The organism is Pseudoalteromonas sp. APC 3358 (assembly GCF_030408075.1).
In the GTDB taxonomy this organism is placed as follows: domain Bacteria; phylum Pseudomonadota; class Gammaproteobacteria; order Enterobacterales; family Alteromonadaceae; genus Pseudoalteromonas; species Pseudoalteromonas arctica.
In genome coordinates this window covers 81,786-98,512 of record NZ_JASDCE010000006.1, presented here as the reverse complement: position 1 = coordinate 98,512, position 16,727 = coordinate 81,786, and the positions used below count along the sequence as shown (strand labels likewise).

At 40.5% G+C, this 16,727-nt stretch carries 12 protein-coding genes; 9 read left to right on the top strand and 3 right to left on the bottom strand.

The annotated features are described in order from the left end of the window. The first annotated feature begins 86 nt into the window (after positions 1-86). Both QL995_RS11290 and QL995_RS11285 read left to right on the top strand, forming a co-directional pair. On the top strand, positions 87-719 hold the full coding sequence (locus QL995_RS11290) for a 2OG-Fe dioxygenase family protein (protein ID WP_007579988.1): 633 nt from the start codon (positions 87-89) through the stop codon (positions 717-719). A 9-nt stretch (positions 720-728) separates the two neighbouring features. Beyond that, positions 729-1,964, top strand: a complete 1,236-nt coding sequence (locus tag QL995_RS11285; RefSeq protein ID WP_290294189.1) for a cysteine desulfurase-like protein — start codon at positions 729-731, stop codon at positions 1,962-1,964. Positions 1,965-1,984: 20 nt separating this feature from the next. Here the strand turns inward: QL995_RS11285 and QL995_RS11280 are convergent, their stop codons facing one another. Continuing rightward, positions 1,985-2,689: a 2OG-Fe(II) oxygenase gene (locus QL995_RS11280; RefSeq protein ID WP_024589548.1), complete on the bottom strand. Its 705-nt coding sequence runs from the start codon at positions 2,687-2,689 to the stop codon at positions 1,985-1,987. 33 nt (positions 2,690-2,722) lie between these two features. Between QL995_RS11280 and QL995_RS11275 the strand changes: the two genes are divergently transcribed. The 7 genes from QL995_RS11275 (at position 2,723) to QL995_RS11245 (ending at position 13,713) form a co-directional block, all read left to right on the top strand. After that, entirely contained in the window at positions 2,723-3,121 is a 399-nt protein-coding gene (locus QL995_RS11275; protein ID WP_024589549.1) for an acyl-CoA thioesterase, read from the top strand. Positions 3,122-3,321: 200 nt separating this feature from the next. Then, positions 3,322-4,296: an aldose epimerase family protein gene (locus QL995_RS11270; RefSeq protein WP_290294188.1), complete on the top strand. Its 975-nt coding sequence runs from the start codon at positions 3,322-3,324 to the stop codon at positions 4,294-4,296. A 187-nt stretch (positions 4,297-4,483) separates the two neighbouring features. Then, a complete protein-coding gene (locus QL995_RS11265) occupies positions 4,484-7,231 on the top strand; it encodes a TonB-dependent receptor (protein ID WP_290294187.1) in 2,748 nt (915 codons plus the stop codon). A 195-nt stretch (positions 7,232-7,426) separates the two neighbouring features. After that, positions 7,427-8,953, top strand: a complete 1,527-nt coding sequence (locus QL995_RS11260) for a tryptophan halogenase family protein (RefSeq protein ID WP_290294186.1) — start codon at positions 7,427-7,429, stop codon at positions 8,951-8,953. A 12-nt stretch (positions 8,954-8,965) separates the two neighbouring features. After that, the gene (locus QL995_RS11255; protein WP_290294185.1) at positions 8,966-9,727 is read left to right on the top strand and encodes a SapC family protein; all 762 of its coding nucleotides are present in this window, start codon (positions 8,966-8,968) and stop codon (positions 9,725-9,727) included. 53 nt (positions 9,728-9,780) lie between these two features. Continuing rightward, on the top strand, positions 9,781-11,259 hold the full coding sequence (locus QL995_RS11250) for an SLC5 family protein (RefSeq protein ID WP_007580003.1): 1,479 nt from the start codon (positions 9,781-9,783) through the stop codon (positions 11,257-11,259). Between the two features lie 321 nt (positions 11,260-11,580). After that, positions 11,581-13,713 carry an alpha-galactosidase gene (locus QL995_RS11245; RefSeq protein WP_290294183.1) on the top strand — a complete coding sequence of 711 codons (2,133 nt, stop codon included), beginning with the start codon at positions 11,581-11,583 and terminating at the stop codon, positions 13,711-13,713. A gap of 171 nt (positions 13,714-13,884) precedes the next feature. Here the strand turns inward: QL995_RS11245 and recG are convergent, their stop codons facing one another. Together recG and trmH are read right to left on the bottom strand one after the other, a co-directional pair. After that, positions 13,885-15,966, bottom strand: coding sequence for an ATP-dependent DNA helicase RecG (gene recG / locus QL995_RS11240; RefSeq protein ID WP_290294182.1), 2,082 nt, complete (start codon positions 15,964-15,966; stop codon positions 13,885-13,887). A 58-nt stretch (positions 15,967-16,024) separates the two neighbouring features. Continuing rightward, complete coding sequence (trmH, locus tag QL995_RS11235; protein WP_007580009.1) at positions 16,025-16,711, bottom strand: tRNA (guanosine(18)-2'-O)-methyltransferase TrmH; 687 nt, start codon at positions 16,709-16,711, stop codon at positions 16,025-16,027. Positions 16,712-16,727 lie beyond the last annotated feature (16 nt).

Sequence of the window (16,727 nt, the reverse complement as noted above, 5' to 3'; positions counted from 1 at the left end):
CTTTTAAAGTAATTAATCGCGCAAAAATTCCTATCAAAATGCATTAAAATCCTCATCAATATTCTCATTATTTTAGGCGAGATTTTATGACAGCATTAAACAACCAGAATTTACTGCAACTACGTTTTGTTAACCAAGCAAATATTGATTTGGTTAAGCCTTCTTTTGATAACCTGCCTGCAAATCCATATGCAGATGGTGCCTTTCGTAAACGTCGTTACTCAGTAGTTAAAATGCAAAATGGTGAAATAAAGTTACAACAAACCAAAGCATTTGTTCAAGACGATTCAATTAATACTTTTCAAGGTAATGTAGAGCGTACTTACGAAAACCTAGAGCAAAGTTTACTTGAGTCAGAAGGCATGAAAAGCATTGTAAATGAGTTTCGCCAACTTACCGGTATTGATGAACAGCGTGATATTGAAATTCATCAGTTCCGTATGCTTGCAATTAACAGTGATACACCTGCAGCGCCAGAAGGCGTGCATCAAGATGGTTTTGACCATGTATGTATATGCGGCGTTTCTCATGAAAACTTAGAAGGCGGCGAGCTACTTGTATACGAAAACAAGCAAGCTGAGCCTTGTTTTAAAATGGAAATAAAAGACGGCATGTTTGCATTAATAAACGACCGTCAAGTGTGGCATAACGCAACACCTATGAACAAAATTGATGCTAGCAAACCAGGTTACCTGGATTGTTTTGTATTAACGTCTTAAGGAATAAGCATGAACATAACGCAATTACGTGAGCAGTTTCCTGCATTAATGCAAAACGTTGATGGTAAATCGCCAATATTTTTAGACGGACCAGGTGGCTCGCAGGTACCAACATCGGTGCTTAATGCGATGACAGCTTATTTAGGTCATTATAATTCGAACTTAGGTGGCGCGTTTTTTTCAAGTGATAAAACGGTTGAGTTGATGGCGAATGCGCGTCAAGCAGCCGCTGATTTACTTAATGCACCTAGCTCACAACAAATTGTGTTTGGTCCAAACATGACCAGCCTAACATTTAGCTTTAGCCGTGCAATTTCACGTGGCTGGCAGGCTGGTGATGAAATAATTGTAACCAATGCTGATCACTTCTCAAATGTATCGTCGTGGCAACAAGCTGCAGAAGATAAAGGCGTAAAGGTAAATACAGCGCTTATTAACGAAGCAGATTGCAGCTTAGATATGGCGCAGTTTGAAAGCTTATTAAACAGCAACACTAAGCTTGTAGCGGTAACGTATGCTTCAAATACCACAGGTTCAATTAATAATATTAAACGTATTGTAGAGCTTGCTCACGCTGTAGGCGCACTTGTTTATGTTGATGCCGTACATTACGCACCGCATGAACTTGTTGACGTGCAAGCGCTTGATTGCGACTTTTTAGCCTGCTCTGCATATAAGTTTTTTGGCCCGCATTTAGGTATGGTTTACGGTAAAAAAGAACATTTAGACGGGTTTACACCTTATAAAGTAGAACCCGCTAAAGACGTAGCACCAGGTCGTTGGGAAACCGGCACACAAAGCTTTGAAGCAATGGCGGGCTTTATTGCTGCTGTTGATTACATTGCGGCGATTAGTGAGCTTGATAATAGCCATTCACGCCGCGAAAAGTTAAGCGTGGCTTTTGCTAAAACTAAGCAGCACGAAATGGCGCTTAGTGAGCACTTTTTAACGCGCTTGGTAAACTACCCACGCATTAAGTTGTTTGGTATTGATGACTTTGATCGCTTAAATGAGCGTACACCTACTTTTGCTTTAATTTTTGAAGGGCTTGAGCCACGCGCCGTTTCAGAATTTTTAGGTAAGCAGCATATTTGTGTGTGGGATGGTAATTTTTACGCGCAAGGTTTGTGCAAGCAATTAGATGTGCTTGATAAAGGCGGTGTAGTGCGCATTGGTTGTATGCACTACAACACCATTGAAGAGCTAGATCAGTTGTTTAATTTATTTGATGAACTGCTCGGTTAAATAATACTGATTTTGGTGCGCTAACTCTTTGGCGCACCATATATTTGTTCTGCACGGTTAAACAATACCCACGATGTTAAAATATACTTATCGTTTGATACTGGCTTATTACCTCTGTGGGTATGTGTAAAGTAGCCAGGAGCTATTACCATAGTGCCTTTTTTAGGTGCTATTTTACGATTTTGATAGTAAAACTCCGTTTCACCGCCTTCATCAACATCGTTTAAATAAAACATAAATAACAACACGCGATGTAGTGCTTCATTGTGCTGTAGCTGCGGGTAAACTTCACTATGCCAGTAAGGGTAGCCACCTTTGTTTACTTCATATTTTTGCGCTTGAATATTACCAAGTCTAAAAATTTGCTGAACTAGCAAAGGTAATTGCGGTTTACCCACTTCTTCAAAATTTTCTTGGGTTAAATCGACAACGTCGCCTGTTTTTGGGTGATAGACCTTTAAGCCAAATGCCCCAATCATCATAAAAATATGCTCTTCAACATACTTAAAAACATGCTGTGCAGTCGTTTGTTGTATATGTTTTAATTGTTGTGCATATTCGGGGTGATTATTTAAGTGTAGGTCGTGACTGTCTTTTTTCTTTAAGTCGACACCGCCCGATGTTACCCCTTGTTTTACATGCGGGCTTTGCGCGAATGTGGTAATAAATTCATCGCAAAACTCATCGCTTAATGCGTTATCAACAACGCGTATAAAGTCCGTCATGGTTTACCTTTATATAATTATTATTGGATTTTTATGTTTATTGAAAAAGTGATGCCGCGCTTTAGCGAAACAGATGCACTCGGACACATTAACAATACCGTACTACCTGTATGGTTTGAAGTCGCACGTGGACCTATTTTTAAGTTTTTTACACCGGACTTAAATCCACATGATTGGAAATTGATTATCGCCAAAGTTGAAGTGTCGTTTGTAGGCGAATTATTTTATGGCCACGAAGTGACCGTAAAAACCTCTGTAGAGCATATAGGCACTAGCTCTTTTACGCTGAGACAGGAAGCATGGCAACACGATAAATGCTGCGCAATAGGTAAGGCCGTTATGGTGAGGTACGATTTTATTGCTAAATCAAAGCAAGCACTTAGCATTGACGAAAAAGCAGCGCTTAACGAGCATATTTACCAAAGCAGTTAACCTTACGAGGCTTATATTTTACATAAGCCCATACTGAGCTGAATTATTGTAAATATATAATGGCAGCTGTAAATTTTTGTCGAGAAATTTTAACGTATTTAGATTGAGTTACAGGCTTCAATTATATACTATTTATATTATATATTATTGCGCCGTTATAACAGGAAATGTTAATTCGGTAATTTGATTGGAGAATGCGTGTGACATCTATTGCCAATAACCAACCTTTACAAGTTATTCAGCTCAGTGATGGTCAAAATTTAACAGCTGAAATTTTGCCATTTGGCGCAATAATAAAAAGCATTAAATTTAAAAAACAAGAAATGACGCTTAGCGTCGATGATCCTCAATACTATCTTGAAAACCCATTTTATCTTGGCGCTACAGTAGGTCGATACGCTAATCGCATTGCAAAGGGGCGTTTTAGCTTATCTGGTACACAGTATCAACTAGAAGCAAATAACGGCCCTAATAGCCTGCACGGCGGCGTTAAAGGCTTTAATAAAGTACTGTGGCAAGTAACCAAACAAACTGAAAGTGAAGTTGAACTTTATTATTGCTCGCCCGACGGCGAACAAGGTTTCCCCGGTGAGTTGCAGGTTTGGCAAACTATTAGCGCTAAAAACGGCGAGCTTACTCTGCACTTTAAAGCGCTAACCAATAAAGAAACGCTCGTTAACTTTACTAACCATTGCTACTTTAATCTTGATGGCAGCGAATCAATTAATGAGCACCTTGTGCAAGTTAATGCCAATTACTATCTTCCTATTGATACAACTAGTATTCCACTTAATGAATCTGCATCAGTCACCGGTACCTGCTTTGACTTTACCAAGCCAGCTCAAGTTGGTGAGGCCTTAAGCGCCGTTCATCCTCAACTAGAAGCTGGAAATGGCTTTGATCACTGCTATATTTTTAATGATGACAGCAGTTTAAAGACGATGGCTACATTAACTTCGCCACACACGAAGGTTAATTTAACGCTCAAAAGTACGCAGCCAGGCATGCAGCTTTATACCGCAAACTTTGTTGGTTCGCCTTTTAAAGCACGGCAAGCTTTGTGTTTTGAAGCACAAAATTGGCCAGATGCGCCAAATCGTGAAAATTTTCCAAAAGCTAATTTATTGCCGGGAGAGGATTACGAACAGGTTATTATTTACTCTTTTTCTGAATGAATACAGCATTCTAATGTTAATTTAAAGAAAATTAAAAGCAAAAATACAGTAATTAAATGCTATCCATAATTCAGGAAAAGGTTGCACTTTTTGCTGGTTTAAAGTATTTATAATATAAATAGTATTTGAAACTATATGCACTACCACAACGACACAACGACTACACACAATCAGGAGTTTTTAAAAAATGATAATTAACAATAAGTTATCGTTCAACAAGAAAACCGCGATCAGTATTGCTATCACAGGCATATTGGCAAGCGGAAACGTTGCAGCTCAAGGCGCTGAAGGCAATACGCCTACAGTAGTAAATGAAGATGTTGAAGTTATCGCAGTAACGGGTATCCGCAGCAGCTTACGTTCATCAATGTTAGATAAAAAAGCATCTAATGTTGTTACAGACGGGATTAAAGCAGAAGATCTTGGTAAATTTCCTGATTTAAACGTAGCAGAATCTCTGCAACGTATTACAGGTGTAGCAATTGACCGTAGTGGTGGTGAAGGCCAAGCGGTAACTATTCGTGGTTTTGGTCCACAATTTAATACTGTACTTGTTAATGGTCGTCAAATTGCGACAGACAGTGCAGGTCGTGAATTTAATTTTGATGTATTGGCGGCGGATCAAATCACCGGTGCTGATATTTATAAAAGTAATACAGCAACTCTTCAAGAAGGCGGCATTGGTGGTACGGTTAACGTAACTACAGCACGTCCTTTTGATTTTGGTGGTTTACATATTTTAGGTTCAGTTAAAGGTATGTATGAAAGCCTTTCTGAAGAAGTATCTCCATCAACATCATTCTTAATAAGTAATACGTTTAACGATGACAAGCTAGGTGTGCTTTTTGCCATCACTAATCAACAACGTAAACTTCAAAATAACCAAATTTTAACGGCTGGTTGGCGCGGTGGCCAAACAATCTCTAATCCAACGGATGGTGTATTGTTTGAAAATGCCTACATTCCACGTAACTGGGATCAAGTTGTTGATGAGCAAGACCGCGAACGAACAAACGCAAGTTTAGTACTACAATATGCACCGTCTGACGATGTTACGATTACTGTTGATGGCATGATTTCAAAATTTGAAGTTGATTCAACAGTACGCGATTTAGCATCTTGGTTTGAACCAGACCGCGTAGGTAGTGCAACGATTGATCCAGAAACAGGTACTCTTTTAACTTTCTCTCAAGAAGTTGGCTTAGGCGCACCAAGTGGCGACCCTGCAAGTGATTTTGTATCACATACACGTAACTCACGTGATGTAACTAATAAAGCATTCGGTATTAACGTTGACTGGCAAGTAAACGAGTCATTAAAAGCAAAATTTGATGTATCTCGCTCAACAGCCGAAAATGACCGAGCAGGTACTGACCGTTTTAACGTTGTAGGTATTATTAATAGCTATACTTTTGACGGTACTGGCAGTATTCCTACTGTACAGCATGATGGTTTTGAAAATGGTTCGTTGCCTGATCCAAGCCTAGCGCGTCTTCACTACAACGAAATTGGTCTTCAATTTACAGATGAAGATGAAATTACTGAAGTAAAAGCTGATTTTGAATATGTGCCAGATAAAGGCCCAGTAGAGCGTATTAACTTTGGTGCTTATCGCCAAGAACGTGAAAAATCAAGCTTCCAAGTATTTGGTAGCCAATGTCAATTTTGTGGTTACGGGACAGAAGCGCCACTTGATGCAATTGATTTTGAAGCTTATACAGCGAGTAACTACTTCCCTGGTTTAATCGATACATTTTATAGCTACGATGGCGATAAAATGCTTGATTACTTAGCCGATCAAGGTTTCCCAGTAGAACCAACACTACAAAATAACCGTTACACAATTAACGAAGACATCACTAGCTTATACATGGACTTTACGCTTGGTTTTGACCTTTCAGATATGCCTGTAACAGTTAACTTTGGCGCGCGTTACTCAGAAACTGATATTGAAGTTGCTGCAATACAAAGCTTTATTAGCGATGTAATACCAACGTCAGATGCGACATTGTTTGCTAACGTATTTGGCCCAGCTACAAGCATTGAACAAGGTACTAGCTACTCAAACTTATTACCGTCTTTAAATGTTAAGTTAGAGCTGCAAGACAACATGATTCTACGCTTTGCAGCGTACGACAGTATTACTCGTCCAACGATGTCTCAGTTATCTCCTGCGACAAACTTTAACGAGCCACGTCGTCAAAACTTAACCGCAAGTGGCGGTAACCCTGCACTTAAACCATTCCAATCAGAAAACTGGGATATCTCTTACGAGTGGTACTACAACGATGCTAACTTATTTAGCTTTGCAGTATTTAGTAAAGAAGTAGATGACTTTATTGTTACCCTAACAGGTGCAGAAACATACGAAATGTCTGACCGTTCAGGTCCTGATTTTGCGTGTACTACATGTACAGACCAAGCAGATGACGAACTTATTGGTAGCTCAGAAGTTTACACAGTGACTCGTCCTCAAAATGGCGAATCAGCTAAAGTAACGGGTTACGAAGTTGGTGTAACTCATATGTTTGAAAATGGCTTTGGTTTTATTGCCAATGCAACAGTAGTAAACAGCGACATTAGTGTGGGCGCAGACACTACACAAACATTTGCACTTGAAGGTTTAGGCGATTCACAAAACTTAATATTTTTCTATGAGCAAGATAACTGGCAAGCACGTGTTGCATTTAACAACCGTGAAGGCTTTTTACGCTTAGTTGATAACGGCTTTAACGGTGAACCAGTGAACGTAGAAACTTACGGTCAGTGGGATATTAGTGCAAGCTACGATATTAACGAAAACTTCACTATTTTTGCCGAAGGCATCAATATTACTGAAGAAGAGCTAGTACAAACAGGTCGTTTTGCTAACCAAATCTATTCAGTTGAAGATAATGGCTCACGTTACGCGTTTGGTATTCGCGGATCGTTTTAATTAATGATGGAGGCGTATTTTTCGCCTCTTAGTTTTCATTACAGCACCAAGGTGCTAATACCAATTAGGTTAATTTAGCAGTAATGTATATTAGTTAACCTAATTGACTAAAATGAATACACATTAAATCAAAATGCCCTAACGGGCATTTGTTGTATAAAACGTTATCAAAAAATACTCAAAGAGTAGTCCATTATGAATAAAGCAATAAAAACAATCGCAGTAATTGGTGGCGGCACAGCAGGATGGTTGAGCGCTGCAATTATAGCTTCGTATCACCAAGGTAAAAATGGTGATGGCTTAAAAGTGATGTTGGTTGAATCGTCAGATATTCCAACAATTGGTGTAGGTGAAGGTACCTGGCCCACGATGAAAAACACACTTCAGCAAATAGGTTTGCGTGAAGTTGATGTATTTAAAGCCTGTAACGCCACCTTTAAACAAGGCGGTAAATTTGTAAATTGGACGCACGGCAACAACGACTTTTACTACCATCCATTTACTGTACCGCTAGGCTACGGCCGCATAGATTTAGCCCCTTATTTAGATAATGTTGAAGACTTTGCACAGCAAACTAATTTTCAACATGATATTTGCCAAGCAAGCTTAGCCCCAAGAGGTATAGCGCAGGGTGAATATCAAGGTAACTGTAATTACGCTTATCACTTAGATGCCGGCGCTTTTGCACAAATGCTTAAACAGCATTGTAAAAGTAAGCTTGGCGTAGAGCATATTATTGGTACTGTTGATCAGGTAAAACTTGATGACGATGGTGCAATAAATGAGCTTACTCTAAAAGATAAAACCCACATTATAAGCGCCGATTTATTTATAGACTGTACTGGTTTTTCATCATTGTTATTAGGCCAAGCGCTCAACGTACCGTTTAAAAAAATGGACCACGTGCTATTTAACGACAGCGCACTGGCGATGCAAGTCCCTTACGATGAAAACGATAACTCCTTAGCCAGCCATACCATAGCAACAGCGCAAAACGCAGGATGGATTTGGGATATAGGTTTAACGCATCGCCGTGGTGTAGGGCATGTCTATTCAAGCAAATTTTTATCAGACGATGAAGCAGAGCAAAACCTAAGAGACTATTTAGGCGATGCAGCAAACGGTTTAACTGCCCGTAAAATTAGTTTTGAATCAGGATACCGTGAGAAGTTTTGGCATAAAAACTGTGTTGCCATTGGTATGTCGGCAGGGTTTGTAGAGCCGCTTGAAGCAACCGCTATTATGCTTGTTGAAATTTCAGCACGCTTTGTAGCTGAGCACATGCCAGCAGACACACAAGTAATGCCTATTGTAGCTAAACGCTTTAACGAGCAGATGGATTACCGCTGGCAGCGTATTATCGACTTTTTAAAGCTGCATTACATGCTAACCAAGCGCCCAGAACCATACTGGCAAGCACATGTACAGCCCAATACTATTCCACAAACCCTGCAAGAAGATTTACTTCTTTGGGGAAGCCGTGGCCCGCTTATTCAGGATTTTCATGGCGCATTAGAGTTATTCCCTGCCGCCAGTTATCAGTATGTTTTGTACGGTATGGGCTTTAAGCCTGACTTTACTAAACAAGCATATTTGTATTCACAGCATGTGCAAGCCAAACAAATAATTGAACGTAACAGCCAGCTTACACAGCAGATGTTGCAAACTTTGCCACCTCACCGTGCTTTTATAGAGCAGTGGTTAGCAGCTAACCCAGTTTAAGGATGTGTAACTATGGCTATTAGTGAACTAGTAAACACCAAACACCAAACATTAAAAATTAACCCCAATGCAGCCGTTGAATATGCAAAAACGCAGCATTTAGTTAATTTAAGAGCAAATGAAATAGCAAAAGCAGCCTGCGACTTACCTATTTTTTTAGCACGCAATACACAAAATGGCAGTTGTACAGTATCAGCGTTAACCAGCTTTAGTGCAGGTCAAAGTTTATTGGTTAATAACAACCAATGGCAGGCACTTTACACACCGGTATGTATGCAAACCCAGCCTCTTTATTTAATGACTCGAGAAACAAATAGTAGCGATTATTTTATCGCGATTGATGATCAAAGCTCAGCCGTAAACACGCAGCAAGGTGAGGCACTATTTGATGCTAAAGGTAATCCGAGTTTATTTTTAAGTGCACAGCAAAAACTGTTAGAAAGCGACTTAAAAAATGACTATCAAACGTATCAATTTACCCAAGAAGTTGCGCGGTTAGGGCTCATTAAAAACATAGATATTGTATTGCAGTTTGAACAAGGCGAAACCCAAACTATTCAAGGTTTGAGCACCGTTGATGAAGACAAACTGCAAACATTAGATAGCAATACCATTGCAGAACTACAAAAGCAGGGTTACTTGAGTGTGCTTAACAGCATGCTTATTTCACTGTTTCAGTTAAATGCATTGGTAAAGCTGCATAACCAACGTCCCGAACTTATGCCTTTAAAGCAGATTAAGTTAGAACTAAGTCGAGATGCGCACGCGCTGTAGCGTGCACTTTTTTATTACACAGACATTGCGCATAACGCGCAGGAGACACACACATGTCAGATAACATTTTACAGCTGGTGGTTTTTGTTTTTGTCACCGCTTTAATTGGTGGCCTTACTTATTGGAAATGCCGAGGCCAAAATCGCAATAACGGACAAAGCCAAACCAAAGAGTATTTTTTAGCGGGCGGTGGCCTTACTTGGATGTTTGTTGCAGGTTCAATCACATTAACTAATTTAAGTACTGATCAGCTTGTAGGTATGAATGGTAACCAAATGGCTTTACTGGTTTGGTGGGAGCTTGCAGCAATTATAGGTTTGATTATTTTAGCCAAAGTGTTCATTCCTGTTTATTACAAATACAACTGCACAACGACCACAGAGCTTTTAGAAAAGCGCTATAACAACAAACATATTCGCGCTGTTATTGGTGGTTTATTCTTTTTAGGTAATGCACTTATTTATATGCCAGCGGTTATTTATTCTGGCGCGCTATTTATGCAAACCATGTTTAAGGTTGATATTCCGCTAATGTATATTGCCACCGCATTTGCCATTATTGGTGCTGTTTATGCGTTTTTTGGCGGCCTGCGAGCAGTGGCTGTATCGGATACCTACAATGGCATACTTGTACTAGGCATGGCTGTTTTAGTCGTGTTTTTAGCACTTAATGCGATTGATTATGACTTTACGGGTATTCCTGAGGAGCGCTTAACACTCATAGGCGATGCTGATTCACCTATTCCTTGGCCAACACTTTTAACCGGTATGATCTTTATTCAAATGTATTACTGGGGTACTAACCAAACAATCACACAGCGAGCAATGGCAGCACCTAATGTTAAAGAAGCGCAAAAAGGTATATTTGCAGCTGCGGGTATTCGTTTTTTAATCGTCCCTGCAATTGTGGTTTTACCGGGTATTATTTCGTTTAAACTTTATGGCGATATTGGCGACGCTGCTTATGGTCGAATTGTGGGTGATGTAATGCCAGCATGGTTAACCGGTGTGTTCGCAGCGGCAATGGCAGCAGCTGTACTTTCTACTTACAACAGCTTATTAAATTCAGCTACAGCACTATATGTGTGTGACATTCACGAAGCGTACTTTAATAAAGAGCCAAGTGTTGTAAAGCTAAGTGGTTACGTAACATTGCTACTAACAAGCTTAACACTGGTACTTGTACCAATTTACCAGCAAGCAGACAGCATTATTAACTTGCTACAGCAATTAAATGGCTTATTAAGTATGCCTATATTCTCTATTTTTGTAGTGGGCTTATTATTTAAAAATGTTGATGCACGAGCGGGTATTGCAGCAGTAATTTTAGGTGTTGTAATGTACGGCATGCTTACATTTGCAAACTCACCACTACATACTGACATTCATTACATTCACTTAATGCCAATTACACTGATTGTATGTGTAGCCTTTGCATTGATAGTAAATAAAGTGGTATTTGGTTTGAATGCGCAGTGGGCAGGTAAAACACCGGCACTTGATGACGCAGGCCAAGCACAAGTACAAAAATAACGTATAAATAGTTTAAGCTGACAAAATCGGTCATGGGGAAACTCTGGCCGATTTTTTATATGTATTAAAAGCAACATGAGAACTTCAAAGCGAAGGTTAGTTTAATACTTTTTATTACAGTGGTACTTCCAGTGAGTTTATCTGACTATTTGCGATGTAAAGACTATCAAAACCTAATTTATATGATATATACTATTATTATTGAATGTCACTGTCTGATAGATTGTGGCTCAAGCAAAGAGATACATTTAGTACATAGTGTAGCTTACTAATTTTCGTTATATTTATAACTCACACAATGAACAAGAGGATAGGAAAATCATGGCCGACACTAAATCATTTTATCGATTAGACAGTGTAAACAGCACCGTTATTTTCGACTGCCAGAGCAAAACACCGGCGTTACTGTACTTTGGTAAACGCCTATCTGAGCAAACAACAGAAACAATGCTTACTCAGCTTGCTACCCGTCAAGAAGTAAAATGTGCCGTGGTTGAAGAAGCGCCTATTTCTCTATCTCCTTTATTAGGCGAAGGCTTTACTGGCGCGCCAGGGCTTGAGCTAGTAAATGATTCAATCGCATGGTCAGTAGGTCCACAACTTCAAGAAGTTCGTCAGCCTTCAGCCGCAACACTTGAATTTGTAAGCGTAGATAAGCTTCGTGGTATTGAAGTCGTGCACAGTATCACGCTTGATAACAGCACAAATGTTTTAAGTGGACATACTGTATTAACTAATTTAGGCGACTCACCACTGGGCGTTAATTTTTGCGCCGCGCCAACATTTCAATTGCCAGATAGCGTAAGCAAAATAGTGAGCTTTGAAGGTCGTTGGTCAAACGAATTCCAGCGTCAATCGGTTGATTTAGTCTTAGGCAGTTTTGTTCGTGAAAACCGTAAAGGCAAAACATCACACGATGTATTTCCTGGTTTATTAGTGCATAACGAAAATGCAGGCGAGCAGCACGGCGAATGTTACGGCTTTCATTTAGGTTGGAGTGGTAATAATAAACTACGCGCAGAGCTTTTAGCTGAAGGTCGTCGTTATGTACAAATGGGTGAGCTATTACTTCCTGGTGAGCTTACGCTTGCTAAAGGTCAAACGTATCAAAGCCCGAGCATTTATGGCTCGTTTTCGAGTGAAGGTTTTAGTGCGCTTTCTCGTAATTTTCATCGTTTTGTTAAAGCTAATTTACTTAGCCAAGCACAGCGTGAAAAAGCGCGCCCTGTGCATTACAACACATGGGAAGGCATTTACTTTGATCACGACGTAGATACGCTTAAGCAACTAGCCGACAAAGTGGCCCCGTTAGGTATTGAACGTTTTGTACTTGATGATGGTTGGTTTAAAGGCCGCCGTGGCGACAATGCAGGCTTAGGTGATTGGACAGTAGATTACAAAATTTACCCCGATGGTTTATCACCAGTTATAGATCATGTGAATAGCTTAGGTATGGAGTTTGGTATTTGGTTTGAACCAGAAATGGTTAACCCAGATAGCGATTTATACCGCGCGCATCCTGATTGGGTTTTAGGCTCCCAAAACAACGAACAGTTAAGCTTTAGAAATCAGCTAGTACTTGATTTAACGCGCTCTGAGGTTGTTGAGTACCTATACAAAGCAATTGACGATATTTTAGTTGAATACCCAACTATTAAGTACATTAAATGGGATATGAACCGCGATATTAACCATGCGGGTAATTTTGATGGTAAGCCAGCAGTGCACCAGCAAACATTAGCACTTTATCGTTTAATTGACCGTATTAAAGCGGCGCACCCAGGGCTTGAAATAGAAAGCTGTTCGTCAGGTGGTGCACGTGTAGATTACGGCGTACTTGCACACACAGACCGTGTATGGACGTCAGATTCAAACGATGCGCTAGATCGCCTTGAAATACAGCGTGGATGTTCGTTCTTTTTCCCATCGTCGGTTATGGGTGCACACGTAGGCCCACGTGATTGTCATATCACAGGGCGTAATGTGAGCATTGAAATGCGTGCTGCGGTATCAATGTTTGGCCACATGGGCATTGAAATGGACCCACGTGAGCTGACCGATCACGAATACAATGCACTTAAAGCGGCAATAGCACTACACAAAGAGCATCGTGAGTTTATTCATAGCGCCGATTTATACCGCCTAGATAGCGACGATTTATCAATTAACTTTGGTTTAATCGATGAGCAAAAAACAAAAGCGTTATTTGCCTATAACAGCGTTCGCGAAACACCGCGTACAGCGCCTAATAAGCTTCGTTTTGTTGGCCTAGATGCCGATGCGCAGTACACACTTAATTTAGTGTGGCCGGTAAAATTTGAAGAGTATCGCCCATCTTCTATTGCTGCGGTAAATGGTCAAACATTTACAGGTGAAGCGTTAATGCAGTTTGGCTTACAAATGCCAATATCATTTCCGCAAACATCGCTTATTTTTGAGCTTAATAAAGCTTAAATTTAACTAAGAGCAGTAAAAGGCGCTAATCGCTTTTATGCTGCTTAGCTTAGATATCAGTAGTCAGCTCTATATTGTTTAGAGCTGACTTTTTTATATCCTTTATAAATGCTAACGAATAAATTTAGCACTTCTAACTCGGTCAATTCAAAACTATCGAAAATAGAGTGGTTACGCTTGCGCGTAATTTTGCTTGTTACCCAACCAGCGTTGAATTAGTGGGTCAACAACCTCTGGGTGTTGCTTAAGCATTTGCTGTGCAATCGGTCTTACTTGGTTGAGGATGTGCTTATCGCGGGTAAGATCGGCAATTTTAAACTCGGCTAACCCTGTTTGTTTTGTACCGAGCACTTCACCAGGGCCACGAATTTCTAAATCGCGCTCTGCTATTACAAAACCATCGTTACTATCGCGTAGTACGCCTAATCGCTTTTGAGCGGTATGAGACAGCGGCGCATGGTATAAAAGCACGCAATGCGATGCAGTAGCGCCACGGCCAACTCGCCCACGTAACTGATGCAGCTGTGCTAAGCCTAAGCGCTCAGGGTTTTCTATAATGATTAAGCTCGCATTAGGGACATCTACACCAACTTCAATAACCGTCGTGGCAACTAAAACATGTATATTACCTGCTTTAAACTCGCTCATAATGGCTTGTTTTTCGGCTGATTTCATTCGCCCATGTACTAAACCTACGTTTAGCTCTGGTAGCGCTTCTTTTAACTGTAGTGCACTGTCTTCGGCCGCTTGGCATTGCAGTACTTCAGATTCATCAATAAGTGTACACACCCAATAAACTTGGCGGCCTTGCTCGTTACACGCTAATTTAACGCGAGCAATAATATCGTCCCTGCGAGTATCAGGAAGTGCCACTGTTGTAATTGGCGTACGCCCAGGTGGTAGCTCGTCAATCACAGAGGTTTCTAAGTCGGCATAGGCTGTCATAGCGAGCGTACGTGGGATAGGTGTTGCGGTCATAACTAGTTGATGAGGATAGCAATCACCAAACTTACCCTTTTCGCGCAGTGATAAACGCTGGTGGACACCAAAGCGGTGTTGTTCATCAATAACGATAAGCACTAAGTTATTAAACTTAACTTCATCTTGAAATAAAGCGTGAGTACCTACAATCATTTGCGCCTCACCAGAGGCTATTTTTTCAAGTGTTGCTACGCGCTCTTTGCCTTTTGTTTTACCGCCAAGCCAAGCAACGGTTATACCTAGTTGATTAAACCACGTTGTAAAATTAACGCCATGTTGCTCTGATAAAATTTCAGTAGGAGCCATTAAAGCTACTTGAAAGCCCTGCGCAATGGCTGTTAGTGCACTAAGTGCTGCTACTAGGGTTTTACCTGAACCTACATCACCTTGTACTAAACGCATCATTGGATACGCGTGTTGCATGTCACCTTTAATTTCAGCAACTACGCGGCTTTGCGCATTTGTGGGTGCAAAAGGAAGTTGCTCTAAAAATTGGCTTTCTAATGTGTTTACCGGATTTAATGCCACGGCTTTAACTTGTTGCCCTTGCTCTCGTACTTTTAATAAGCTGAGGTTTTGAGCAAGTAACTCCTCAAATACAAGGCGCTGTTGGGCAGGGTGAGTACCTTGCTCTAATGCAGTTACATCAACATCACTTGGTGGGCGGTGCAGTAATAATAAGGCGTCACTTAGCGGCATATTTGATGGCTGCCACTGTGAAGGCAGTAGTTCTTCTACTGAGTATTTATTTAGTAAATCAATGGCTTGCTCGCTTAAAGCTCTAATCGATAGTTGCTTTAAGCCTTCGGTTGTTGAATAAACGGGCGTTAATGTTGTCGCTACCGGCTGCTCGTTAGAGGTATCGCTGATGCTGTATTCAGGATGACTCATTTCAAAGCCAACACGGCCACGGCGCACTTCACCAAAACAACGTATTATTTTACCAGCACTAAATGCGTTTTTTTGTGCGGCGGTAAAATTAAAAAATCGTAATGTTAGCCTGCCAGTACCATCATTGATTTGGCAAACAAGCATGCGCCTTTTACCAAACGTAATTTGGCTTGTTTCAATTGTTGCTTCAACACTCACATGGCTATGTAATGCCAGTTCATTAATCGCGTATAAGCGAGTGCGATCTTCATAGCGAAGTGGCAAATGAAAAAGCATATCTTGCACAGTTAAAATACCTAGCTTTAACAAACGCTCAGCCATTTTTGGGCCGACCCCTTTGAGCTCTGTAATTGGGTATTGATTTAAGCTAGGTTTAGACAAAGTGTATCAATCTTATTATTTGTGAGTAGGCTAAGTGTACTTACAGAGCTTTAGTCCATCAAGTATGTTTTAAAGCTTGCCAAAATTGCTCGTCAGCGACTATTTCGCCGTTTTCATCAAGTGCAGGGTAGGGTAATTTTTTTTGTTTACACTGCCTTGCAATAATAGGATGGCAGCCTTCAAAGTAAAGTGGGTGCTTAACTTCGGCGCTCAACATATCTCTATTATATAAACCAGCCAGCTCACGTTGGCGCTGTGCTTCAAACAATATTAGCGCAGCAGCAACCGAAACATTTAGCGATTGCACCATGCCTTGCATTGGAATAATAATATTTTGATCGGCATATTCTAGTGCTTTTTCTGATATCCCTGTTTTTTCTTGTCCAACAATAATAGCCGTTGGCTTGGTGTAATCTACTTCTCTAAAATCAACGGCATCTTCTGATAAGTGAGTCGCTAATATTTGTATTTCTGGATTGCGTTCACGCATTGCAGTAACGGCATCATCAATATTTCTATGCAGGTGCGTCTCTAGCCAGTTTTTACTGCCGCCTGAGGTATTGTTTGTTAGCCATTTTTGCTTTTCAGGCCATACAGCATGTACGTGATGGCAACCAACCGCATCAGCACTTCGTACTATTGCAGATAAGTTATGGTGTTTGTGCACGTCTTCTAAACACACGGTTAGGTCTGTTTGACGGCGCGAAAGTACGTCTTCGATTCTTTGATAGCGAGTTTGCTGCATGGTTATCCTCTTTTTT

Bases quoted from the DNA above. Each gene is read 5' to 3' on its own strand.
- QL995_RS11260 (WP_290294186.1), top strand. From the start codon at position 7,427: ATGAATAAAGCAATAAAAACAATCGCAGTAATTGGTGGCGGCACAGCA.
- QL995_RS11245 (WP_290294183.1), top strand. From the start codon at position 11,581: ATGGCCGACACTAAATCATTTTATCGATTAGACAGTGTAAACAGCACC.
- QL995_RS11275 (WP_024589549.1), top strand. From the start codon at position 2,723: ATGTTTATTGAAAAAGTGATGCCGCGCTTTAGCGAAACAGATGCACTC.
- QL995_RS11290 (WP_007579988.1), top strand. From the start codon at position 87: ATGACAGCATTAAACAACCAGAATTTACTGCAACTACGTTTTGTTAAC.
- QL995_RS11285 (WP_290294189.1), top strand. From the start codon at position 729: ATGAACATAACGCAATTACGTGAGCAGTTTCCTGCATTAATGCAAAAC.
- QL995_RS11255 (WP_290294185.1), top strand. From the start codon at position 8,966: ATGGCTATTAGTGAACTAGTAAACACCAAACACCAAACATTAAAAATT.
- trmH (WP_007580009.1), bottom strand. From the start codon at position 16,711: ATGCAGCAAACTCGCTATCAAAGAATCGAAGACGTACTTTCGCGCCGT.
- QL995_RS11280 (WP_024589548.1), bottom strand. From the start codon at position 2,689: ATGACGGACTTTATACGCGTTGTTGATAACGCATTAAGCGATGAGTTT.
- QL995_RS11265 (WP_290294187.1), top strand. From the start codon at position 4,484: ATGATAATTAACAATAAGTTATCGTTCAACAAGAAAACCGCGATCAGT.
- QL995_RS11250 (WP_007580003.1), top strand. From the start codon at position 9,781: ATGTCAGATAACATTTTACAGCTGGTGGTTTTTGTTTTTGTCACCGCT.